Source organism: Chryseobacterium sp. NRRL B-14798 (assembly GCF_050470705.1).
Classification (GTDB): Bacteria; Bacteroidota; Bacteroidia; order Flavobacteriales; family Weeksellaceae; genus Chryseobacterium; species Chryseobacterium cupriresistens.
On record NZ_JBFLUL010000005.1, the window covers coordinates 2,747,432 to 2,770,124 of the forward strand.

The 22,693-nt window shown below is 36.8% G+C and carries 23 protein-coding genes and 1 tRNA gene; 6 read left to right on the forward strand and 18 right to left on the reverse strand.

The window, feature by feature from the left end; all coding sequences use genetic code 11:
- Positions 1–105: 105 nt before the first annotated feature.
- From AB1278_RS12870 to AB1278_RS12885, 4 genes are all read right to left on the reverse strand, one after another.
- Positions 106–720 (reverse strand): response regulator transcription factor, encoded by a 615-nt coding sequence (locus AB1278_RS12870; protein ID WP_110008794.1) that lies wholly within the window; start codon positions 718–720, stop codon positions 106–108.
- Complete coding sequence (locus AB1278_RS12875; protein WP_429814787.1) at positions 717–3,734, reverse strand: sensor histidine kinase; 3,018 nt, start codon at positions 3,732–3,734, stop codon at positions 717–719. The genes AB1278_RS12870 and AB1278_RS12875 overlap by 4 nt, the downstream gene beginning before the upstream one ends.
- A 392-nt stretch (positions 3,735–4,126) precedes the next feature.
- Positions 4,127–4,540, reverse strand: coding sequence for an NAD(+)--rifampin ADP-ribosyltransferase (gene arr / locus AB1278_RS12880; RefSeq protein WP_343641094.1), 414 nt, complete (start codon positions 4,538–4,540; stop codon positions 4,127–4,129).
- 432 nt (positions 4,541–4,972) lie between these two features.
- Positions 4,973–5,046, reverse strand: a tRNA-Ala gene (locus tag AB1278_RS12885).
- A gap of 162 nt (positions 5,047–5,208) precedes the next feature.
- On the opposite strand from AB1278_RS12885, the gene AB1278_RS12890 reads away from it, so the two are divergent.
- A complete protein-coding gene (locus tag AB1278_RS12890; protein ID WP_411413229.1) occupies positions 5,209–5,745 on the forward strand; it encodes a GNAT family N-acetyltransferase in 537 nt (178 codons plus the stop codon).
- 494 nt (positions 5,746–6,239) lie between these two features.
- Here the strand turns inward: AB1278_RS12890 and AB1278_RS12895 are convergent, their stop codons facing one another.
- Both AB1278_RS12895 and pnuC read right to left on the reverse strand, forming a co-directional pair.
- Positions 6,240–7,271 (reverse strand): hypothetical protein, encoded by a 1,032-nt coding sequence (locus tag AB1278_RS12895; protein WP_429814790.1) that lies wholly within the window; start codon positions 7,269–7,271, stop codon positions 6,240–6,242.
- On the reverse strand, positions 7,258–7,854 hold the full coding sequence (gene pnuC, locus AB1278_RS12900; protein WP_429814793.1) for a nicotinamide riboside transporter PnuC: 597 nt from the start codon (positions 7,852–7,854) through the stop codon (positions 7,258–7,260). Before pnuC ends, AB1278_RS12895 begins: the two co-directional genes overlap by 14 nt.
- Positions 7,855–8,110: 256 nt before the next feature.
- Between pnuC and AB1278_RS12905 the strand changes: the two genes are divergently transcribed.
- The gene (locus tag AB1278_RS12905) at positions 8,111–8,572 is read left to right on the forward strand and encodes a PA2169 family four-helix-bundle protein (protein WP_202842374.1); all 462 of its coding nucleotides are present in this window, start codon (positions 8,111–8,113) and stop codon (positions 8,570–8,572) included.
- Between the two features lie 122 nt (positions 8,573–8,694).
- Here AB1278_RS12905 and AB1278_RS12910 read toward each other — a convergent pair whose 3' ends face one another.
- The 9 genes from AB1278_RS12910 to AB1278_RS12950 form a co-directional block, all read right to left on the reverse strand.
- Positions 8,695–9,306: a DUF4142 domain-containing protein gene (locus AB1278_RS12910; RefSeq protein ID WP_202842376.1), complete on the reverse strand. Its 612-nt coding sequence runs from the start codon at positions 9,304–9,306 to the stop codon at positions 8,695–8,697.
- Positions 9,307–9,435: 129 nt separating this feature from the next.
- Positions 9,436–10,044 (reverse strand): alpha-ketoglutarate-dependent dioxygenase AlkB family protein, encoded by a 609-nt coding sequence (locus AB1278_RS12915; protein WP_062670013.1) that lies wholly within the window; start codon positions 10,042–10,044, stop codon positions 9,436–9,438.
- 225 nt (positions 10,045–10,269) lie between these two features.
- On the reverse strand, positions 10,270–10,836 hold the full coding sequence (locus AB1278_RS12920; protein ID WP_343641070.1) for a ferritin-like domain-containing protein: 567 nt from the start codon (positions 10,834–10,836) through the stop codon (positions 10,270–10,272).
- Between the two features lie 163 nt (positions 10,837–10,999).
- Entirely contained in the window at positions 11,000–11,323 is a 324-nt protein-coding gene (locus tag AB1278_RS12925) for an alpha amylase C-terminal domain-containing protein (RefSeq protein ID WP_429814797.1), read from the reverse strand.
- The gene (locus tag AB1278_RS12930) at positions 11,227–11,589 is read right to left on the reverse strand and encodes a ferritin-like domain-containing protein (RefSeq protein WP_429814800.1); all 363 of its coding nucleotides are present in this window, start codon (positions 11,587–11,589) and stop codon (positions 11,227–11,229) included. Before AB1278_RS12930 ends, AB1278_RS12925 begins: the two co-directional genes overlap by 97 nt.
- 163 nt (positions 11,590–11,752) lie before the next feature.
- Entirely contained in the window at positions 11,753–13,231 is a 1,479-nt protein-coding gene (locus AB1278_RS12935) for an alpha-amylase (RefSeq protein WP_343641068.1), read from the reverse strand.
- 11 nt (positions 13,232–13,242) lie between these two features.
- Positions 13,243–13,995 (reverse strand): SDR family oxidoreductase, encoded by a 753-nt coding sequence (locus AB1278_RS12940; protein ID WP_429814803.1) that lies wholly within the window; start codon positions 13,993–13,995, stop codon positions 13,243–13,245.
- Positions 13,996–14,019: 24 nt separating this feature from the next.
- Positions 14,020–14,589 carry a CinA family protein gene (locus tag AB1278_RS12945; RefSeq protein WP_411413236.1) on the reverse strand — a complete coding sequence of 190 codons (570 nt, stop codon included), beginning with the start codon at positions 14,587–14,589 and terminating at the stop codon, positions 14,020–14,022.
- A gap of 27 nt (positions 14,590–14,616) precedes the next feature.
- Positions 14,617–15,012, reverse strand: coding sequence for a low affinity iron permease family protein (locus AB1278_RS12950; protein WP_120230957.1), 396 nt, complete (start codon positions 15,010–15,012; stop codon positions 14,617–14,619).
- A gap of 374 nt (positions 15,013–15,386) precedes the next feature.
- Between AB1278_RS12950 and AB1278_RS12955 the strand changes: the two genes are divergently transcribed.
- Positions 15,387–17,996 carry a TonB-dependent receptor gene (locus tag AB1278_RS12955; RefSeq protein WP_429814806.1) on the forward strand — a complete coding sequence of 870 codons (2,610 nt, stop codon included), beginning with the start codon at positions 15,387–15,389 and terminating at the stop codon, positions 17,994–17,996.
- A gap of 90 nt (positions 17,997–18,086) precedes the next feature.
- Here AB1278_RS12955 and AB1278_RS12960 read toward each other — a convergent pair whose 3' ends face one another.
- Positions 18,087–18,668 (reverse strand): YdeI/OmpD-associated family protein, encoded by a 582-nt coding sequence (locus AB1278_RS12960; RefSeq protein WP_429814809.1) that lies wholly within the window; start codon positions 18,666–18,668, stop codon positions 18,087–18,089.
- Positions 18,669–18,830: 162 nt separating this feature from the next.
- Between AB1278_RS12960 and AB1278_RS12965 the strand changes: the two genes are divergently transcribed.
- Positions 18,831–19,457 carry a hypothetical protein gene (locus AB1278_RS12965; RefSeq protein ID WP_429814812.1) on the forward strand — a complete coding sequence of 209 codons (627 nt, stop codon included), beginning with the start codon at positions 18,831–18,833 and terminating at the stop codon, positions 19,455–19,457.
- Here the strand turns inward: AB1278_RS12965 and AB1278_RS12970 are convergent, their stop codons facing one another.
- Positions 19,458–19,940, reverse strand: coding sequence for a MarR family winged helix-turn-helix transcriptional regulator (locus AB1278_RS12970; protein WP_429814815.1), 483 nt, complete (start codon positions 19,938–19,940; stop codon positions 19,458–19,460).
- 2 nt (positions 19,941–19,942) lie between these two features.
- Positions 19,943–20,431: a GNAT family N-acetyltransferase gene (locus tag AB1278_RS12975; RefSeq protein ID WP_395973460.1), complete on the reverse strand. Its 489-nt coding sequence runs from the start codon at positions 20,429–20,431 to the stop codon at positions 19,943–19,945.
- A 168-nt stretch (positions 20,432–20,599) separates the two neighbouring features.
- Between AB1278_RS12975 and AB1278_RS12980 the strand changes: the two genes are divergently transcribed.
- On the forward strand, positions 20,600–21,580 hold the full coding sequence (locus AB1278_RS12980; RefSeq protein ID WP_429814818.1) for a BtrH N-terminal domain-containing protein: 981 nt from the start codon (positions 20,600–20,602) through the stop codon (positions 21,578–21,580).
- 192 nt (positions 21,581–21,772) lie between these two features.
- Positions 21,773–22,663 (forward strand): C1 family peptidase, encoded by an 891-nt coding sequence (locus AB1278_RS12985; RefSeq protein ID WP_429814821.1) that lies wholly within the window; start codon positions 21,773–21,775, stop codon positions 22,661–22,663.
- Positions 22,664–22,693: the final 30 nt, after the last annotated feature.

The following is a 22,693-nucleotide window of genomic DNA, read 5'->3' on the forward strand; positions in this document are numbered from 1 at the left end:
TCAGAATAAATTCTACAAGAAACATCACCAAGCGTAGAAAAAAACTAAGCAAATTGTAGAAAATTTTCTACACTCAAAAAATTGTTTTATTCATAAAATTCAGTATCAGGACATGTAAGCTTCATACAGTTTAATAAGATCAGCCAGATTACTTGTTTTCAGTTTTTTATGGATTCTTTTTTTATAAGTACTAATTGTAGACATTTGAATATCCATCTCATTTGAAATTTCCAGGTTTCCGTTTCCTTTTACCATGAGCATAAAAATTTCATATTCCCTTTCTGATAAACTCTTTACAGCATCCAGTGCGGACGGCTGCAACAGCTTATTGACAAAGCCATTAGGATAATAATTTCCTTCTGAAAACATCTTCATGACTGCTTCAGAAATTGTATCTACTTTACTGAGTTTATTAATGTATCCATCTGCCCCTTCTTTGATATATTGTATGGCTATTTCCTCTTCATACGCCGAAAAAACAAGTATTTTCAAAGCAGGATCAAGCTGTTTGATTTCTGAGATCATTTTTTTGTTTCTGCTTTCAGGCATATTAATATCCAGAATAAGCAGATCAAATTTCTGTCTGGAAATTTTATCGAGGGCTTCAGGATAATCTGAAGCGGTATCTATCAGTACATCAGGAATGCGTGCTTCTAAAATGATAGCGGTTCCTGTTAATACAATATCATGATCATCTGCTATAAGGATCTTTTTAATCATTTTTTTGATTTTTTTATAATTAATTGGAAAGAAGTGCCTTTGTTCTCGTTTCTTCTGATTACAATTTTACTTTCCAGCATCTGGAGCAGCTGCAGGATCAGATGAAGTCCCATACCATATTTCTGCAATAACAGCTTTTCATTTTCAATATTCTCCTGAAGTTTGGTATAATATTCAATTTTATGGTCGTCCATCCCGATTCCTGTATCTGTAATTTCCAGAATAACAGTTTCCGGCTCATCTGCCCCGATGATTGTAATTGTTCCGTTTCTTGTATATTTTACAGAATTATCCATTAGATTATGAATAATCACAGCAAGAATATTTTTACTGATTTTCACCATTAATTTTTCATCTACATTATTAACAATTGTCGTGTTGTGATTGGCTGCAATCTCATCAAAAAGGATTTTCTTTTCCTGCACCAGATCATAGAAAGAATACAGCTCTGTTTCATCAGTCCTGTATTCATTATAAATATCAGCATACTCTTTCAGTGTTTTTGTAAAATTGTACAGCTGGTTAGATGATTTGTAAATAGAATTAAGAATTCTTTCAGTACGGTAGGCATTCTTTTCATCATAGTCCAAGGCTTCTTTGCTGGTTAAAGCAATAAATTTCAATGGTGTGGTAATATCATGGGTAATTGTTCCGATGAGCTTTTTCTGCTGTTCAATTTCTTTTCCCAGCTTTATCTGAGTGATTTCCAGATTTTCTACAGTTTCTGAAAGAGTTTTGGTTCTTAAGCGGATAATTTCTTCCAGCTCACGGTTTTTCTTTTTATGAAAGCTCGTCCTCCATCTCACGGATACATACAGTAAAAGAAGAAAGATAAAAACAATCAGTAGTTTAAACCATAATGTCTGATAAAAAAAGGGAGGAATGATAATTTTAATTTTTTTGAAAACGTATTCCTGCTTATCAGAAACGAGCATCCTTACGATAAGAAAATGGGTGCCATGGCCAAGATTATTGAGTAAAAATTTCCGGTCTTTTCCTACAGACAACCATTTATTGGTTCCATCGTCATCCAGTTTTGCTTCAATGACAATATTATCAGGGTTTGCATAGTAAGGGACATCGATAAACAGTTCAACCTGTCTGTTCTCCTGACTCAGTTTCAGGACATCTGTAAACAATCTTTCTTTATCATCAACGAGAACCCTTTCTATATACATCGCTGCGGGATAATAACTTTTAACTTTCAGCGGGTTAAAAAATACCAGTCCGCTTAATGAAGGCAAAACAAAATCTCCGTTTTTCAATTTGTTGCTATTGATATTACTTCCTCCATTAAACTCGTTGGTACTAAAGCCGGCTTCTTTTGAATATCTGTAATAGTTCAATTTAAAATTCCTGTTTTGCAGGTATTTTAAAAGCATGCTTTCTCTTATTTTATACAAGCCATTATTGGTTGGAATCCAGAAGTAACCATTAGGATCTTCCATCAGGGTATGCGGTGATAAAAGATTGCCTTCAGAATCACCCGGCAGCTTTATAAGACGGTTGTTTCTTAAAAGATAAAAACCTTTTCCAAGTGTGGTTACCCATATATTTCCGTCTGCAGTAAGTACGATATCACGAACTGATAATTCATTTTTACCGTTTAAACTATAGATTTTGTTATGATTGACGGATATTTTATACAATCCTTTTATCGTACCAACCAGAATATCTCCTGCTTCTGTCAATACCATTTTGGTTGGTTCGTTGGCAAACAGGTATTTTTTCTTTAATGACTTAAAAGGCCAGTTTTCATAAATGCTTAGTGTGCCTGTGAACTCGGTATTTCCTTTTTTTTGTTTCACTGCCAGCACGTAATATTTCCCATTGGCAAAGAAGAAATCATTCAACGTGTCTTCTCCGGTGGAAATACTTTGAAAATCTGTAAAATCAGACTTTTTACTGTATACAAAAAGAGTTTGTTCTCTCCGGGTTACAATATTGCCCTGTCTGTCAAAATTTAAAAAATACGATATACTTTTATCGAAGTTTTTGCTTTTAACCAATCCATAGCGGTTGTAGATTTCCCCTGCAGGATTAATTACACACGAATCATTATAAGGCTGGATCGCATAAAAAACAGCTGATGATTTTGGGATGTTCTTTTTCGAAGAGGTAAAATCTGTTAAGCTCACTATTTTGAGCCCGTCTGTACTGCTTCCAAGGTAAAGTTTTTTATATTTTTCATCATAATAAATGCACATCAGATTACTTTCGTCTATATGATCCAGCCGGATCAGTTTTGATAATTTAAGCGTTCCGCTATTGTAGATGCATCTGTAAAGGATATTATTATTCAGGACAAATCCTTGTCCATTGGTTCTGTTCCAGAAAATTTTGCTTCTGACATCCGCTACAATGGGCAGATCATAAGAACCGGTAATTTTCCCTTCTTCTATTTTTTTAACTTTTTTAGCATTCCGATCAATATAAAACAGAATATCTCCTATTGTAAAGGCATTTGGATCATTTTTAAAAAGCGGCTTCACGTCAAGTTTAACCTGTGATTTTGAAAGAAAATCTTCATAAACAAAGGAATTCTGTGTGATAAAATACCTTCCTTTTTTGAAGTCCATAAAAAAATAGACTCCCGGAGACGGACTGTAGCTGTAATTTGAAATACACAGATGATAGTTGATATTCTCCCTAACAATAATTGTTGGACATCTTTTTATGTTTTTAAATACTTTTGGAATTTTTTGATGGATTAAAACCGTTTTTCCATCATCTACCGCCGTAAAAATACTGTCCTTATCAGCATCACCATAAAAATAGGTAAACCGCTGGCTATTGAGTGGAAATTTTTTATGAACAAAAAAATTAAGCCCGTCATATCTTACAATTCCGTTTTCTGTAGTCAGCCAGATAAAACCATATTTATCTTTTATAATATCTTTTACACTATTCTGAGGCAGTCCGTTATCTGTATTGAAAAACTGCACCGTGTATTGTTGAGAATAAAACAAAAGAAAAGCAAACAGAAAACCAACCGTAAGAATATTTCTACACAAAACCAATCATTTTTACCAATAGTGTAAAGATAATTTATTTAAAACACTTTATTGCTAAAATATAAGACATTACCTATAAAGTAGGTATTTTTCATGCTAAATATTTCCACAGACCGTAAATGAAGTTCAAAGATCCCTTGTCTGGTTGATATCGGTAATCGCAAAGCCTTATGTATTCAAAACTGTTGATCACAAATCGGCATTTCTGGATTTCAGAAGTATATCTGGAAATAGGAATGATTTTAATAAGTTGCCCGATAAAGTATTTGCCGCATCAGAAAAGAAATAGTAAAAATTGGGCTATTGATCTCCGAAATAACGGAGGTGGAAACTCTATGCTTATTGATAAAATCTTGGAATATATTAAAGATCATCAAAAATAAATGCGGAGACTAATTGATAATCTCCCCATTATGGTTTTCCAGCTTTTCGCGGAATCTCTGAAGATCTTCAGGAGCTGGTCTGGTCCAATCTGTCACTTCTCCGATAATTTTCAAAGGCATTTCGGAACGATAAGAGCGGGTGGGATTTCCGGGAAATTTCTTATCGGTAACATTGGGATCATTCTCAAAATTTCCTGTTGGTTCTACAATATACACACGTTCTGTACCCTCTCCTTTTGCTAATGCAGCAGCGAGTCCTGCTCCGTTTACCAAAGCGGTAAAATAGATATGATTCATTTTCAGGTCAGACTGATAATTGGAACTTCCACCTGCTTTCAGTAAATCTCCAATTTTTAAATCTGCTTTTGTTCCGTGATAAAAAGGTCCTTTATCGGACGGATGGTTTTTTAACTGTAATGCCAGTTCAGCATTCTTTTTTGATATTTCTGTATCTCCCGACTTCTCCCAGCATTGAGCAATGTTCTGATAAAGAGCAGGCAACGCGCTTTTAACAGTGTCATCATTAATTTTTAAAGCAAATTCTAAAGAAGTTTCAAGCCATTTCAACTGATCCTCAGTTGTTTTCTGGTTACGTGACAGATAATAAGCTGCCAGAAACTTTTCGTGGTCATCCGTAGCTTCTTCCCAGGCTTGCAAAAATAATTCACCTGCTTTTTCATGCATTCCTTTGTCTTCAAAATTCATTCCTTGCAGACAAAGCTTAATCACAGGATTAAAAGGAGAAAATTCCATGTTTGATTTTTTATTTCAAATCTAGTGTATTCTGTTGGAATTACCGGGACAAAACATCAACCACAAAAAAGAGCTGTAACACATTATATTACAGCTCTTTAGTGGAGAATACGGGATTCGAACCCGTGACCTTTTGACTGCCAGTCAAACGCGCTAGCCAACTGCGCCAATCCCCCGTATTTTGTTTTTAAAGCGGTACAAAAGTAAGTATTTAAATGGTATTTGCAAATATTTTATCGTTTTTATTGAAATAAATTAGCTTTAATCTTCATAAAACTTGAATTGCCCATTGAATAACTACCAATTACCACTATTTTTGTCCGAAATTATATTACCTTATGCAGCTCTACACAGAAAGATTAGTTCTACGGGACATTACGATTGAGGATCAACAAGACATTTTCGACTACCGTTCCGATGCTGAAGCCAATAGATTTCAAGGCTGGATCCCTGAAACGCTGGAAGAGGTGGAAAATTTTATCCTGAGAAATACTAAAGAATTTAACCAGCCTGAAAGCTGGTATCAGCTGTTAATTACGGATAAAGAAACAAAAACGGTTATCGGAGATATCGGAGTTCATTTTACCGGAGATGAAAATGCACAGGTAGAACTGGGAATTACATTAAATACGTCTTTTCAGGGAAAAGGATATGCTTCTGAGGCTTTAAAAGGCATCATAAGTCACCTGTTTGATGATTTACATAAACACAGAATTACAGCGTCTGTGGATCCGGACAACACAGCTTCTATTCTATTGATGGAAAGAATCGGTTTACGAAAAGAAGGTCATTTTGTAAAAAGTCTGTTCTGGAAAAATAAATGGGTTGATGACGTTATTTATGCGATTCTTCGGGAAGAATGGCCTGCCAGATAAGAATACAACTCCTTTCCGGGGATCAATATCACCATCAACAGTTCCGGCCATCTATTTTTACAAAAGTAACAACAGAAATCAACTTACAGTACTGTATATTTTTCGTAAAATGGAGTGAGTTTTGTTCTTACGATAATTAAAGTGACTAAGTCATTGCATATTAAGCAGGATATGATCATTGTCCTGTACCATTCTTTAATTGTAACCGTAATCCAGTTATCATTTTCTACCAATGGATACCTCTCTTTTTTAAAATACATAATTACATGATCCTTCCTCTTTCCGTTGAGTGAAAATAAGTCTTTCATAATGTTTTTGTAATCTGGTTGCTCTTATTTTAGCAGGTGTTATGTTGGGCTTACTTCAGGCTTTAGTTTATTCCAAATATAGTGAAATAATTAAAATTTATTGTACAATATTCACCGTAAAGAATATTATTAACAAAATATTCACATAAAATACTTATTAAAAGAAATATTTTCTGAAACTTTAACTCAGAAAGAAAAGTCCAGATCATCTGCAGAAGGCCTGAAATTGGAATGCATAGCTGCGGTAAAATAATCGCAAAATATCTGATACACTGCAGAATCAGTATCGGTTGCCTGGATTCCCAACTGTGTATAAACAGTAAGGATCTGACGGGATAATTTTTGAACCAGCTCTACTCCATACTGATGAATCACGTGTTGTTTATCCTCCGGAATCTTTTTGTGATCACCGAGTATATGTTCTACTTCTCTGGCTATGCTTAATACTTTTCCCAAATGTTTTTTAACAGACTCTGCGAAACTTTTGAAATGGATCTCAGGACGAATATATTCTGCTTCTTCAATAAAATGAGAAGCCATTCCCAAATAGTTGACCAACAGTGTCAAGTCTGCAAAAATCCGAAAAGGAATAGTGTCCAGAATATCATTCGTGAAAAAAATATCGTAAACAAAGCTGTAATCTTCACTGACAGTGACATTTTTAATGGCAAAGGAATAGGTTCCGCTGGCTTTCATTCCCATAGAGCTCCAATTGGGAATAATATGAGCCTCCTCTTTCGGAATGATGAATGAATGGATGATCTCATTATCATCTTTATCCGTTACGGGATTCCCGTTTTCCGTAATGATGGCATTCAATGTAAAATGAGTCAGATGAGGTGCTCCTGTTGCGAAATTCCATGAACCGTTGATCAGATAAGTGCTGTCATCCTGTTTTTCTGCCGTCCCGCCAACCATTCCGCTTCCTCCAAAGCAGGTTTCAGAATGAGTGAAGAGTAATTGAGCAATTTCAGACTTGATATTTCTCGAAAAGTAATTGGCACCGGCACAAAGTGTCATCATCCAGCCGAAACTTCCATCGGTTTCAGCCCAGCCAAATAAGGCTTTAAGCCCCTCTTCAAAACGGTAGCCGAGTCCGCCATATTTTTGGGGAACCCAGATCTTAAGCAGTCCTTCCTCATGAATATGCTGCATTACTTTATCAGAAATTACAGAGGCGCCATGAAGTTCTTGCCTGATCTCTTTAATACTCAGCATTAGCTTTGGATTTAATGATTCTCTGCCATTCTATATATCCTGAAATGGCCACTAAAAATAAAAACGATGTTAAAACAGCATAGAGATATAATTCTTTATGAATCATTAGCGGGATTGAAATAAGATTACTGACATTCAGTATTACCCAGTTTTCAATTTTTCTTCTTGCCATCAGCCACATTCCCGCCCAGGCAAAGGCGCTCACCAGAGAATCCCAGACCGGAACATCCGAGTCGGTAAAATGAGTCAGGAAGAACCAGAATAAGATAAAAGTTCCCAGAACAATTCCTCCCGTAATCCATTTTTCTGTGGTGGTGGTAACAGAGATTTCCATTTCTGATTTCTGCTTTCCGAATTTCCAATATAACCATCCATAGATGCTCATGATCAGATAATAAAGATTTAAGGTAAATTCAGCGTACAGCTTGGAAGTAAGCATCACATACAGCGTAAGCAGAATACCTGCAATTCCGAAAAGATAGTTGTTGACATTGTTTTTACGGGCCAGTAAAACCTGGATTACTGAAAATAATACTCCGAACCATTCCGGTAAGGTAATTTGTTTTAAAATGTCCTGCATCATATTAATTATTAGAAATCAAATGATGAGATGATCAGTAAGCAATCCCTACGCCGGCATTATCCGGATCAGGTGTGGAAATACATTCCTGGGTATCATCTCAGCCACCGTTATCTGTAGCACCCCATTGTTGGGCAAAGGTGCAGCTTTTTGTTGAAAAAAGAAAGGACTTTAGCCTATTATTTTTGAGATATGATCAGGATTATAAAGAGTCCGTCAGGTAAGTTTTAATTTTATAGCTCACTTTAAAAATTATATTATGGATCATCAGCAGGAAATATCAGTACTTAATGACTTACTACACATTACCAACGACAGAAAGGAAGGCTTTGAAAAAGTTGAGGGAAAAGTCTGGGAAATGTATCCGGATGTAAAAGATGAGTACGAACATATGATTTCGCAGTCGAAAATCATGAAAAATGAACTGATCAACCTCATCACAGAAAAGCAAGGTACTCCGGAGGACTCAACGTCCATGGCAGGAGCTGTTCACAGAACATGGATTGACATTAAAAATTCTTTTACCATGGGAAACCTGATAGAATCTACATTAGAAAATGTAGTGTTTGGCGAAAAAGCAGCTATTGAAGCCTATCAAAATGCCCTGGACACAGGTGAGCTCAGCCCAAAAAGTACTGAGATTGTGTCTGAACAGCTTCGCATCCTTAAAGATTCTTACAGACAGTTTAAGAAAATTGAAGAATATAAAAAGAAAGAATAATCAAAAAACTCCTCTTAAAAAGAGGAGCTTACTATAATCAAGAACAAAATAATATTTAATCAATTCAAAATTATTAAATATTGTATGCTCATACTTATGATGCAGGTCATAAAAACTCAATATTATTTGACCACATTTTTAGCTTTTTCCGATTCCTGCAAATGATGTTCAAGTGTCGGAAGGGTTTTCGCTGCGAAAGATTTTAATGAGGCTTCTGTTCCTTCTGACACCTCTTTTTTGAATGCTTCTACATCTTCCTTGTGGTCACTGACCATTAAATCTGTATATTTTTTGTCAAAGTCTTTACCTTTCTTAGCTTTCAGGTCATCATACATCTTCTGCTTTTCGGCATCCAGACTTGTGGGTAAGGTATACCCTATTCCTGATGCCCAATTCTTAAGCTCGTCGTTCGCTTTGGAATGATCGGTTACCATCATTGCTCCCAAAGATTTTACCACTGAGTTTTCAGCGTTTGTTGCGGCCAGTTTTCCCATCATTACCTCCATCAGTCCTCCTATGGCTGCAGCATCCGCAAACTTTTTGTCCTGATCGCTGAGAGTACTTTTCTGATCTTTGGTGTCTGACATTTTGGTGGAGTCGCTTACCGTCATCCCGGATTCTGCAGGGGCAGACATTGTGGTACTTTCCTCAGATTGACTCGTGGTTGTCGGTTCGTTTTTTTTGCAGGCCGTTAAAGCAGCTAATGCAAAAATTGTTACTACAAGATTTTTCATAATAATAAATTTTAAGTGGTGATATTAATGAAGTCAAACAATGACTTTGTTTATAAATGCAACAATTTATCTGCCAAAAACCGATTACAACACTTCTAACCTAATCATAAAACATTATGAATAAATACCTTACAACTTATTAACCAACCGGAATGTAAGATTAATACGCTCCTTCATAGCGGTTAGAGACTTGGCAATACGATGTTCCCAGTTTTCCTGAAGGTCTCCTTTCATAATCAATAATGATCCGTGAGGAAGAGGCAGGCTGTATTTACTCTGATGATGGTCTTTTTTCCTGAAATCAAAATTTCTGGTCTGCCCCAGACTTACTGATGCAATCACCGGACGTTTCCCATATCTGCTTTCCTTATCCCGATGCCAGGCAACAGAATCGTTATGATCTCTGTAAAGGTTCAACAATACGGAATTGAATTGATAGCCAAATGTTTCTTCTATTCTTTGTTTTAAAGAAAACAGTTCGGGTGTCCAATGATGGGCATCCAGTTCATTGTCTGAAGGATAGGCATTTTTCTCATCTCCATACCAGGCGGTTAAGCGAGGTGTGAGAACCATCTTATCATACATTTTCTGGGTACGTTGTTTCCAGGGAGCTGTTTCAAGCAGATGAATTTTAAGGCGGTCAGCTTCTTCCTGATTCAGGAAATGTTCTCTGTATTCCAGAAGGTCTTTTGGAAATTCGTACAGATCTGCTGAGTCGAACAGGCTAAGTTGGGTCATTTTTAAACTTTATAAATGGTAGAATACAGTTTTCTTTTACAGTATAAGAGTTTTGTTATTCAATTACAGTTCATTTAAAAAAACTAAATTGATACAAATTATATCCACAAATATACTACAACTGATACAAAATCAACCAAGATAAAAATGTTGCATTTTAAACCTTTCCGGATTTCAATAAAAAGGAGACCTGATTTTTTCAGGTCTCCTTTTTAAAGATTGTATTTACATGGCTTTGCTGTTAAGATTGGTATCAGCAACTTTTGTAAGCAGTTCATCACATTTTTTTTCTTCTTCCAATGTGCTTAAAAAGTTTTTAAGACACTCTTCTTCCTTCAATACTTTTGCGAATGCTGCCAGTGTTCCATAAGTAGCAATTTCATAATGTTCAACTTTTTGCGCTGCTGCAATAATGCCCGCATCTCTTACTGCTCCCGGTTCTGTCTCTTCCATAATGCTCTTTCCTTCATCCAGCAATCCCTGCATAGCATCACATTTTTTTGCCTGGGCTTTTTTTCCTAATGCTTTAAAACATTCTTCCAATCTTTCCACATGGCCTTCTGTTTCCGTGATGTGCTTATCAATGCCTTGTTTAAGCTTTTCACTGGTTGCATTTTTCATCATTGCCGGCAGCGCTTTCAGCAGTGCTTTTTCAGCCCAGTAAATATCTTTCAGCGCATCTTCAAAAAGATCTTCCAAACTTTTGGCTGCATTTTTTTTAGCCGGAGTTTTTGCTTTTGCTGGTGTTGCTTTTTTGGCTGGTGTTTTTTTGGTTGCCGTTTTAGTTTCCATATTATAATAATTTAGTGATTGATTGGTGGTAAATCTGCAACTATAAGACCATTTTTGTCCAAAATACTGAGATGTGGTATCTAAAATTACAGGAGCTTATATGGTAAGTTAAAATTAGAATAGCTGTTCGCAGAGAATAAAAGGCCTGAAAATTTGCCAATCATTACGGTGTTTGTTTTTTTACCCATATACTTACCGAACCCGAATTTACAGTAAACACCGCTTTCCCGTCTTTATCCGTATAAATTTCTTCATGACGGTTCTTTAAAAAATCGGTATAAACCGAATCCGCATGTTCTTTTCCCAATTCTATTTCTTTATAACCTTCTTCGCTATTAGACATGATTACAATGCAGCCCGCATGCTTTTCATCTCCTTTCCGTACAAAAGCTACACAGTTGGGATGATCAAAATAATCGGTCTGTTTACCATATGCAAAAAGCTTTCTCGCTTCAAGCAAACCAGGAAGTTCTTCAACCTTCGGCATGATGATATGCACTTCCTGCTCATCACATGGCCTTCTGTTTCCGTGATGTGCTTATCAATGCCTTGTTTAAGCTTTTCACTGGTTGCATTTTTCATCATTGCCGGCAGCGCTTTCAGCAGTGCTTTTTCAGCCCAGTAAATATCTTTCAGCGCATCTTCAAAAAGATCTTCCAAACTTTTGGCTGCATTTTTTTTAGCCGGAGTTTTTGCTTTTGCTGGTGTTGCTTTTTTGGCTGGTGTTTTTTTGGTTGCCGTTTTAGTTTCCATATTATAATAATTTAGTGATTGATTGGTGGTAAATCTGCAACTATAAGACCATTTTTGTCCAAAATACTGAGATGTGGTATCTAAAATTACAGGAGCTTATATGGTAAGTTAAAATTAGAATAGCTGTTCGCAGAGAATAAAAGGCCTGAAAATTTGCCAATCATTACGGTGTTTGTTTTTTTACCCATATACTTACCGAACCCGAATTTACAGTAAACACCGCTTTCCCGTCTTTATCCGTATAAATTTCTTCATGACGGTTCTTTAAAAAATCGGTATAAACCGAATCCGCATGTTCTTTTCCCAATTCTATTTCTTTATAACCTTCTTCGCTATTAGACATGATTACAATGCAGCCCGCATGCTTTTCATCTCCTTTCCGTACAAAAGCTACACAGTTGGGATGATCAAAATAATCGGTCTGTTTACCATATGCAAAAAGCTTTCTCGCTTCAAGCAAACCAGGAAGTTCTTCAACCTTCGGCATGATGATATGCACTTCCTGCTCATCCTTTATATCGATATAGTCTGCACCAAAAAGATCGGGATAAAAGATGCAGGGATAAGCTTCATCGGTAAGAAGAATAATAGCATAAGCCAAGGGTTTGAACCAGTCTTTCACCGCAGATTCAAGAGCCTGAAGCTGCTGTGTATCGTGATTTTCAACAAAAGAAACTGAGAATACCGGTTTCTTCTCCAGGAAGCTTCCTTTTAAAATCCGGCTCATATCGTAGTCTTTACCATCCTGTGATGCTTTAAAGAAATTATAATGCAACGGAGCATCAAAACAAGAGATAAGATCAGACATTTTATCGGAAAAATACTCAATTTTTTCTGCCTCGTCTTTCCAGAATTCGCCTAAAACAAAACATTCAGGATTTACTTCTGTTTTAATATAGGAGATCCAGTCTTTCAAAAAGTCTGAGGAGATATGTTTTAAGGCATCCAATCTGATTCCGTCTACTTTCGTTGTTTCCATATACCATCTGATCCAGTTTTTCATTTCCTCCACAACATAAGGATTACGGTACTCTATGTCAGCTCCCATCAGATAATCATAATTACCGAACTGATGACTTACGGCATCTGTCCACTCCTCACCATATTCATTATGGATTTTAAAAACACCCTTCATCTCCTCTCCTTCTCTGATCACATAATCAATACCGCTGAAACAGTGATGATCCCATATAAAGTTCGAATACACTCCTTTTCTTCCCGGAAAAGTAAATTTCGTATAGGCTGAAACCTCCATATTTTCGGAGATTCTTTCATTACGGTTTTCTTCATTCAGCTGATGTACCATAATCTTTTCTTCTTCATCTCCTCCCATCCTATGGTTTAAAACGATATCTGCATATACAGACATCCCCGCTTCATGCGCTTTCTCTATAGCCATTAAATATTCAGCTTTCGTCCCGTACCGGGTTGGTATGCAACCTTTCTGATCAAATTCTCCCAAATCATAAAGATCATAGACATCATAACCACGGCCTTCCATATTGAGACTGCATTTATTGGCAGGAGGAAACCAGACGGCAGTAAACCCCAAATCTTTTAAATATTCTGCTTTCTCAGCAAACTCATTCCATAGGTTTCCGGGATGATACCAATGGAAAAACTGAATAATAACTCCATTCATATCCGTTAAGATTAACCGTTAACAATTAAACCTCCATTAGGATGAAGAACCTGTCCCGTTATCTGTGATGAAGCATCTGTGGCAAGAAATAGAAAACTTGCTGCCACTTCTTCGGTAGAAGCATTACGTTCTAGCGGCGGTTTATTCTGATCTTCATCTTCTTCCCCGAATGTTTTTTCCGTAAGCGGCGTGGCCACCGGTCCGGGTGCAACAGCATTCACCCGTATTCCTTTAGGTTTAGACTGCAGTGCCAGTGAACGGGTGAACGAAACAATAGCGCCTTTGGTTGCTGAATAATCCAGTAATTCTTCATGTCCAAGATAGGCAGTAGCTGAAGTAGTATTGATAATAGAATCCCCTTGTTTTAAATAAGGAAATACAATCTTTGTCAGCAGGATCATTCCGATAATGTTGGAATCGAAAGTTTTGCGGATATCCTCTTCTTTAAGATTTTCTATACTTTCACAAGGAACCTGGGTTCCTGCATTATTAATCAGTATATCTATTCCTCCGAATTTAGAAACTACCTCATTAACAACAGATTCGCAAAATTTGCTGTCATTAATATCTCCTTCAAACGAAACGACTTTTCTTCCTGTTTTTTTTAATTCCTCCACTGTTTTCATGGCATCTTTAGCATCATGATAGTGGATGAAGGCAATATCAGCTCCTTCCTTAGCAAATAAAAGGGCGATTGCCTTACCAATTCCGCTGTCTGCTCCTGTAATAAGGACAGATTTATTTTTCAGTTGTAAATCTTTCATAGGTAGTTTATTATTGAAATAGGTTTATTCTTTGTTTTTCCGGTTCTTATCCAGTTCCAGCTTAAAGCATCCCAGAATGAATTCACTGTAATAGAGCTGGGCATTAACAGGTTTGGTTCTGGAGTGCAGATCTAATTTCTCTGAAAGAACCACTTTTCCTTTGTGAGCAATGGCAAAGTAAGCGAAGAGCTTCCCTTCTGATTCTTCCACCGGAGTGGCATATCCTGTTACTCCAATAGACCAGTCGGTTTTGTAGAGTTTACCTGCCTGCAACGCCATTGTCTCAGCAATATGAGGAGATACAGAGTTATATTGTCTTGCTTCCATAGCATCTACATCAAGAAGGTTTACCTTTTCTTCTAAAGTATACGCTGTCATGCCGCCTTTAAAAAATTGGGAGGCATCCTTCATCTGGGAAAACGAAAACTGTAAAAATCCGGCTGTAACACTTTCAGCCGTTGAAACAGTTTCCTGTCCGGAAAGAAGATATTCACCGATACGTTTAAACAGTTTCTCCAATTCTATGACGAAATGCACCAGGGATTTCACTGACAATGAATCAGCGTGGGCAATTTGAGAAGATTTTAAAATCATGCTATATATATTATAATAGTATTAAGACTATTTTTGCACGGGATCCTGTGAATGTTCTTTTTCTTGAGATAGTTGTCCAAGTTTCTCATAATATTTGTGAAGCTTGTCCAGTTCTTCTTCCGTCAGATCTTCAATATCCACCAGTCTGTTACTGGCTTTTTCATAGGAGGCTATCAATTCGTTGAGTTTTATCTGAATAGCCTTAGAGTCTTTATTCTGGGTTTTTTGAATCAGAAATACCATCAGGAAAGTAATAATAGTGGTACCGGTATTGATAACAAGCTGCCAGGTTTCTGAATAATTGAAAACAGGTCCGCAAACAGCCCACACAACTACCAGTAAACTGGCTCCCATAAAAGCACCCGGACTTCCGGTTATACAGACAACACGATCTGAAAACCTTTCAAAAAAATTTTTTTTCATAAATAATACAATTTTGAATAAAATGGTAATACAAGTTATCAAAACAACAGTATAAAAATTATGATTCAAGTCATCTCTGACTTTTAATACATAGCTATTATTATAGTATATTTTCCAAGAATATTTAGTTTTATTTAAAAATATGGAGAAGCACATAATTATTTTTATCCGTTAAAAACAAGCCCTTTTTTTGATCAATCTCTTTTATAACAAATTGTAAACGAAAGATGTGGAATAATTAACATATTCAAAAAAGCGAGAAATAAAGCATATTCCAACAACTGAATAAAATCACTTCGTTAAGATTTAATACTTAATTAAAAAATAATTATCCATCTTTGCAGCCTTAAAAATCAAACACGCTAGTTTATTTCATGAGCATTACTTTTAAAAAGCGACTTATTATAGCGCTTGTATTACCTACGGCCGCCATATATTATGGGCAGAGTACGAAGGATTCTTTAGAGAAATCCAAATCTATTGATGAGGTTATGTTGGTAGGTAGAAACCTTTCCCAAACAGCCAAAGAGAGAAAAACACCTGTTGCGGTTTCCAACATTAAGGCTGCAGAAATTCAGGAGAAACTGGGAAACAGAGAATTCCCTGAAATTATGAAGTCTACTCCATCCGTTTACGTGACGAAAGTAGGTGGAGGATTCGGAGACAGCAGAATCAACATGAGAGGTTTTGATGGTGCCAACATTGCGGTAATCATCAACGGACAGCCGGTGAATGACATGCAGGGAGGTACAGTGTACTGGTCCAACTGGACCGGTTTGGCTGATATTGCCAGCAATATTCAGATTCAGAGAGGATTGGGTGCTTCTAAATTTGTAGTACCTTCTGTTGGAGGAACTATCAATATTGTAACCAAAGCTACCGATTCCGAGCAAAAAGCAATGATCAAAGGAGAAGTCGGAAATGATAACTACTCCAGAATTTCTGCCATGTACTCTTCAGGGTTAAAAAACAAGTGGGGAACAACCGTATTGCTTTCCCGCTGGCAAGGTGACGGATACATCAACGGAACCAAAGGAGAAGGTTATTCATGGTTTTTCTCAACAGGATTTAAGCCTAATGAAAAACATGCGTTCAATTTAATTGCAACCGGAGCACCACAGGTACACGATACGAGAAGGTCTTCTGCAACCGGAGCCAATGTTGCCACTTTACAGCAATTTGAAACTTACGGAAGAAGATATAACCCTCAAACAGGAATGCTGAATGGTTCTCAATTCAATTTAGCTCCTAATTTCTACCATAAGCCTATCGCCTCTTTGAACTGGGACTGGACCATGAATGACAACCTGAAGTTATCTACAGTGGTTTACGGCTCATGGGGACGCGGCGGCGGCGGTACCGGACTTAACGGTTCTATCAAAAACGCTGCAGGACAGACCATGAATTTCATGAATTATGGTGCAGGCGGAGACGGTACCATCAACTGGGATATGATTTACCGTTATAACAGAGGCGGTATGGTGACGGATTATAATGGAAATACCTTCCAGAAATCTACCTTTACGGCTCCCGCAGGATCTCCCGGTGATTATAACGGCCAATATGTCTCTACTCTGAACGGAACCACTGGTATCGTGAGAAAGCAGAGTATCAATGCTCATGACTGGTATGGTGTAATCGCAGACCTTAATTACAAAAAAAACAACTGGACTTTCAACGGAGGTATCGATCTTAAAACGTACAAAGGGGCATTGTATGACATTGTAACTGATATGCTTGGTTCAGATGCATTATTCGTTCCTACTACAGCCAATGCTCCAAAAGGATATTATATTAATCAAACCGTAAAACCGGAGCCGCTTACCAAGCTTAAAGATGCTCAGAAAGTATCCATACACAACGAAGGTCTTGTAAAATGGGCAGGGATCTACGGTATGGTTGAATACAGCTCTGAAAAGCTAAGTGCATCCGTTCAGGGATCTGTTTCCGAGCAATATTACAAGAGAAGGGATTATATGCTGTACACTCCCGGGAATCAGGAAACAAAATGGTATCATAAAACAGGTTATATTGTAAAAGGAGGTGCCAACTATAATATTGACGATCACCACAATGTATTTTTCAATACAGGAGTTATTTCAAGACAGCCTTTATTCAATGCTTTATTCCCTTCAAACCAGAATATTTACAATGATGCCAAGAATGAAAGAATCTTCTCTGTGGAATTAGGTTACGGTTTCAAATCCCGTTATGTGGATGTGAACATCAATGCGTACAGAACACAGTGGGATGACCGATTTATTTCAAGAACATTCAATGCTACGGCTGCAGATGTTGCCAAATTCTCTCAGTTAACCCTTGGAAATGCTTATTTCTATAATGCATTGAACGTTGGGCAACTACACCAGGGAATCGAATTGGAAGCCAAAGCAAGACCTTTCACAAATCTTAGATTGAGAGGAATGGTATCATTGGGGAACTGGAAATATAAAGGAAACGCTAACTTCAACATCCTGGATGTTCAGAACAATCAGGAAATAGCAGGAGCAACCGGAATGATCAATATCAAAGACCTGAAGGTTGGAGATGCTGCCCAGACAACAGCAAGCATCGGAGCAGATTACAATATTACCAAAGCTTTCAGTATCGATGCCAACTGGGAATATTATGACAAGCTGTATGCTCAGTTCAACCCGATCAACTTCCTTACTGAAGCGGCAAGAGAAAAAGGAATTGTAAAACTGCCAAGCTATCATTTATTTGATGTAGGAGCTTCTTACAAATTCACGCTTGATGCAAAAAAATCTTTGACATTGAGAGCAAACGTATACAACTTATTCAACAAATATTATATTTCTGAATTAAGCTCCAATATCTTTGCAGGCGATAAAATTGCCAATGGTCCGGATGCCGGAAAAACGTATCAGGAAGCTGGCAGAGTGTATCAGGGTGTTGCAGACGGTAATACAGGATTCCTTGGTTTCGGAAGAACCTGGTCTGTTGCAGCGACTTTGAGATTCTAATACAATATCATTTCAATAATGAAACTATTAAACAGGCTGCTCCTTTTTGGAACAGCCTGTTTTTATATCTATTAATCATCAATAAGAAAATTAAAAGTTTTTCGGCTTCCTGTTCTGAGCGGCCTGTCTCGCGATTTCATCTATACGGTTTTTTCTCGTTTCCGGTCTTTTGGCCAACACAATCCATTGCAGCATCATTTTTTTTACAGACTTGCTCAAACTTTGAAAAAAGGCTTCAGAACCTTCATGAATTTTAAATGCTTCAGTCAGATCTTCCGGGATTATCAGGTCTTCCACACTGTCTAAAATAGTCCAGGAGCCGTTTTCTTTGGCAATTCTGATGGTTTCAAATCCCGCTTTCATCATCAGATTATTTTTGATCAGCTTCTGAACCTTCTCTTTATTAATTTTTGACCAGGTACTCTTCGGCTTGCGTCTGCTGAATAACTGCATAAACGAGCCTTCATCAATAGTCTTTCTTGTACTGTCAATCCAGCCGAAGCAAAGCGCTTCATCTACCAGTTCGCTCCAGGAAACATTGGGTAAATTGGATTTTCTGGTATTGCAGATCAGCCATACCGATTGTTCTGTATGATGATTCTCTTCCAGCCATTGCCGCCATTCTGCCCTGGTATTAACATTGAAAGTTTGTTTCTGTGCAATTTTTCCCATAGCTTTTATTTTATTGATGATGTAAAATTAAAATACTTTAGTGACAATAGTTTGTCAGTATTAAATATTTAATTTCATAATACGCAAACTTATCTTCAAGAAATAAATTATAAATTAGGCAAAATAAATCATTAAAAAACATTCTATTTTTTTCACTTGGATATGGACAGAGAAACTATAGATTATATTATCAGATATTTTAGCAAATTAATGACCAAGGATGAAGCTTTAGCACTGAATCATCATATGTATACTTTGAAGAGCTCTGAAAATACACGTATGAGAAATATAATGATTGAGCGAGGCTGGATAAATTCTGATCCTGAAGTCATACAACTATTAGAACATGGATATGAAGTTTTTGAACAAAATGTTGTAACCCGGATCATGAAAGAAACTCCTGAAAAAGTTTTTTTCAACAATTGTCCTAAATGCCACAAACTAGCCCGTACTCCACGTGCAAAGCAATGCAGATATTGTGGATATAACTGGCATCATTTAACGGTTGCTCAATTTCAACTCAATAATACATTTCAAGTTACAGGAAGAAATTTTTTCTTATTAGGACAAATTGCAGAAGGTAAAATAAAAGAAGGACAAAGAATAGATTTAAGAATATTGGGTCTTAATAAAAAGCCTAAAATTCAATCCATTGAATTTGCCCTTACACGTCAAGACGGAAAAGCATGGGAAGATATTGCACTGGGTATAGCTGAGTTAACTGCAGAAGATAAAGAATATTTAATAGGTATCACACCTGCCAGAGATCCGCTTGACATCATAGAATAATTATTTTTTCACATTCTTCACCTGCAACGCTCTCTGATAAAAAGACTGATTGGCAATTTTCTCTTCTGCTTCATCAATCGCAGCAAGCAGATTATTTTGATTGTCTGCGATATCTCCCAAAACCTGTGACATCAGTTCCCAAACGGGTTTCATTTTTTCAATGAGCTCCTGCCCTTTTGAAGTAAGCTTAAAAAGCCTTTTGCGCTCGTCCTGTTTATCTTTTTCCCATTGGATCAGCTCCTGCTTTTCAATTTCTTTGAGCAGTGTTATGGTGGATGGATGGGTATAACCGATCTCGTTGGCTATTTCTACTACACTTGCTATTTCTTTTTTATAAATCGTGAAAATAACCGGAAACCATTTCAGCTCAAAATTGATTCCAAATGCTTTATAAATCAATGCTCCATCTTTCCTCAATTGTTCACTGAGGCGGTGTAGCCTTGTGGATATGGCAAGAATTCCTGCTTCGTTGATTACATTCATATTCAGTCGAGATTTAAGTGGTAAAAAACATCATCGGCACTCATTAAAGGAAATTTCGCAGGAAGATTGCTTTTTTCAATCTTTACAAAATGATTCCTTTCATAGAAACGCCGGGCTGCTTTCAGTACCGTTATGGTTCCCAGATATAGATCATCAATTCTGTTTTCACGGCAGAAAGAAATTAAAACTTCCAGTAATTCTTGCGCAATATTCAGTTCTTTTCCTCTGAATTCCTTTTTAACAAACATTTTCCTAATGGCTCCTGCCCTTTCGTCAAATTTAACCAAAGCGATAGAACCTACCAGCTCACCATCTGCAAAAGCACCCCAAAAGTTACCTCCGGCTGCTGTGTAAAAACTTTCTATCTGCAAAAGGTCAGGCTGATCTTCTATGGTAATCGGAATATTAAACTCTTTCTGCTGGATCGTCAAAATCAAATCAATGGCTTGTTCCGAATAAGAATTTCCTATGGGTTGTATTTCTAATTTCATAGTGTTTACCTTTTAAAGTACAAAACTACGTAGTTGAATACATAAATACAAATCAATTCTTCTTTTTAAAAAATTTTAACACTAAATTTTCAAAGCCGGAATTTCTACATGATGATATTTATGTAATTTCCTCAAAAAAATAATACCATTCAAAACTTCACTTTAACAATGAAAATAGAAAACATAAAACCTTTTAACGGACAGCATTGTGAAACGACCGCAACGGGAACATTATTACAACAAATCGGGATCGACCTTTCCGAACCAATGCTTTTCGGATTGGGTGAAGGGCTGGGCTTTATCTATTGGAACATGAAAACAATGGACTTCCCTTTCATTGGAGGAAGGATAAAACCTGACCTGCTCACTCAAAATTTAGCCAGAAATCTGAATCTGGAATTAACCGTAAAGGAAACTTCTTCACAACAAAAGGCCTGGGATCAGGTAAAAGAACTTCTCGATGACGGACACGCAGTAGGATTGAAAATGGATTGTTATCACCTGGAATATTTCTCAAATCCTTTCCATTTTGCAGGACATTATGCAGCCATTTATGGTTATGATGATGAAAATGCTTTCCTGATTGATACCAGACAACAGGGCGGGCAGGTACAGACATCCTTAAAAAGCCTGGCAAGAGCAAGGGCTGAAAAAGGACCGATGGCTTCCAAAAATCTGTCTTATACCCTCAGGAAAACAGGCCGAAAATTCGATCTGCAAAAAGTCATCATCACTGCGATTAAGAATAATGCGGCTGAATATCTGAATCCACCTATTACCAATATTTCTTACAAAGGGATTTTAAAAACAAGTACTGAAATTGTCAAATGGTTCAATACAAGTAAAGATATTGAAGGAGAATTTAAGCAAGCGGCTTTACTAATGGAAAAAGCAGGAACCGGAGGTGCATTGTTCAGAAATTTATACCGTGATTTTTTGAAAGAAAGCTATGAACTCCTTCAGCTTGATCCTTTAAAATCAGGCTATGAAGCCTTCACTGAAATTGCCGGACTCTGGACAAATGTGTCTCAGCTGTTTGAAAAAGTAAGCCAGACAAAGGAAATTCAATATATTCATCAGGCTTCGGATATTTTAAAAGAGATATCTGGAAAAGAAAAAAGAACTATGGAGATATTGACAACTTTATAGCTGGAAAAGAAACGGGTACTCCTGTTATAATAAATTCACAAAATAATGAATAATATTAACACCCATCAACAAATCGATAAATAAAAACATACAAACACATAAAAAAAGCTAAAACAATAGATTATTCGTAAATTATATCGCGATTATATGAAAATAATTTATATTTTTATATAATAAATTTTAAATAATACAATGATGAAAAATCTAAAATTAATTGCAATCGCATTAGGGATGCTATCTCTGTCTTCATGTAACAGAAATGAAGAAGAACAAAATACTCAGCAGCCTAAGCAGGAAAATCAGGCAATGCGTTCCTTAGGAGCAATCCTGGTAGATGACAAAACTTACAGTTCATTTGCTAAAGCTGATATAGATGCATTAACTATAAAATTTAAGGGCAAATCGGCAGAAACGCTTATAGCTTCTATTCCATCAAGTTATACCATACCCAACACTCCTCCAATAGTAAATCAGGGACAGGAAGGTTCATGCGTTGCATTTGCTACAGCTTATGCTGCTGCAAGTATTCTGGAATATAATTTTAAAGGGATAACAACCCCAAGAAGCCCTGAGTACGTATATAATCAGATAAAGATAAATGGCTGCGCTAATGGAACTTATGCATCCAGTGGATTAAATTTAATAAAAGATCAGGGAGTTTGCAGCTGGGATGAAATGCCCTACACAGATGTAGAGTGCTCTACACAGCCCAATGCAACACAAAAAAGTGCAGCAAGTACTCATAAATTTACAACCTGGGCTACTGTAGATAAGACCAATATCACCAATGTAAAGACACTTTTAAGCATGAATTTACCAATAATTATTACGGTGACGGTAGATGGAAGCTTTGATAGTTTAAGCTCGGCAAACAATTGGATATGGAAAAGTCATTCTGGTGCTGTAAGAGGAGGACATGCCATTTGTGTAGTGGGTTATGACGATGCTAAACAAGCTTTTAAAGTACAAAATTCCTGGGGTACCACATGGGGAAACAATGGATTTTTCTGGATAGACTATGCATTTTTTGCCAAGGCTAGAAAAGGAGCTATAAATGAATCTTATGTAGCATACGTTCAATAAAAAAGTTATAAAAATTAAATTGAGGCCGGA

Coding starts and splice junctions, on each gene's coding strand:
- AB1278_RS12905 (WP_202842374.1), top strand. CDS start 8,111: ATGGATCATCAGCAGGAAATATCAGTACTTAATGACTTACTACACATT.
- AB1278_RS12975 (WP_395973460.1), bottom strand. CDS start 20,431: ATGAAATTAGAAATACAACCCATAGGAAATTCTTATTCGGAACAAGCC.
- AB1278_RS12895 (WP_429814790.1), bottom strand. CDS start 7,271: ATGCTGAGTATTAAAGAGATCAGGCAAGAACTTCATGGCGCCTCTGTA.
- AB1278_RS12985 (WP_429814821.1), top strand. CDS start 21,773: ATGATGAAAAATCTAAAATTAATTGCAATCGCATTAGGGATGCTATCT.
- AB1278_RS12950 (WP_120230957.1), bottom strand. CDS start 15,012: ATGAAAAAAAATTTTTTTGAAAGGTTTTCAGATCGTGTTGTCTGTATA.
- AB1278_RS12915 (WP_062670013.1), bottom strand. CDS start 10,044: ATGACCCAACTTAGCCTGTTCGACTCAGCAGATCTGTACGAATTTCCA.
- AB1278_RS12965 (WP_429814812.1), top strand. CDS start 18,831: ATGGACAGAGAAACTATAGATTATATTATCAGATATTTTAGCAAATTA.
- AB1278_RS12960 (WP_429814809.1), bottom strand. CDS start 18,668: ATGGGAAAAATTGCACAGAAACAAACTTTCAATGTTAATACCAGGGCA.
- AB1278_RS12925 (WP_429814797.1), bottom strand. CDS start 11,323: ATGCCGAAGGTTGAAGAACTTCCTGGTTTGCTTGAAGCGAGAAAGCTT.
- pnuC (WP_429814793.1), bottom strand. CDS start 7,854: ATGATGCAGGACATTTTAAAACAAATTACCTTACCGGAATGGTTCGGA.
- AB1278_RS12920 (WP_343641070.1), bottom strand. CDS start 10,836: ATGGAAACTAAAACGGCAACCAAAAAAACACCAGCCAAAAAAGCAACA.
- AB1278_RS12910 (WP_202842376.1), bottom strand. CDS start 9,306: ATGAAAAATCTTGTAGTAACAATTTTTGCATTAGCTGCTTTAACGGCC.
- AB1278_RS12890 (WP_411413229.1), top strand. CDS start 5,209: ATGCAGCTCTACACAGAAAGATTAGTTCTACGGGACATTACGATTGAG.
- AB1278_RS12970 (WP_429814815.1), bottom strand. CDS start 19,940: ATGAATGTAATCAACGAAGCAGGAATTCTTGCCATATCCACAAGGCTA.
- AB1278_RS12930 (WP_429814800.1), bottom strand. CDS start 11,589: ATGGAAACTAAAACGGCAACCAAAAAAACACCAGCCAAAAAAGCAACA.
- AB1278_RS12935 (WP_343641068.1), bottom strand. CDS start 13,231: ATGAATGGAGTTATTATTCAGTTTTTCCATTGGTATCATCCCGGAAAC.
- AB1278_RS12940 (WP_429814803.1), bottom strand. CDS start 13,995: ATGAAAGATTTACAACTGAAAAATAAATCTGTCCTTATTACAGGAGCA.
- AB1278_RS12955 (WP_429814806.1), top strand. CDS start 15,387: ATGAGCATTACTTTTAAAAAGCGACTTATTATAGCGCTTGTATTACCT.
- AB1278_RS12870 (WP_110008794.1), bottom strand. CDS start 720: ATGATTAAAAAGATCCTTATAGCAGATGATCATGATATTGTATTAACA.
- AB1278_RS12945 (WP_411413236.1), bottom strand. CDS start 14,589: ATGATTTTAAAATCTTCTCAAATTGCCCACGCTGATTCATTGTCAGTG.
- AB1278_RS12980 (WP_429814818.1), top strand. CDS start 20,600: ATGAAAATAGAAAACATAAAACCTTTTAACGGACAGCATTGTGAAACG.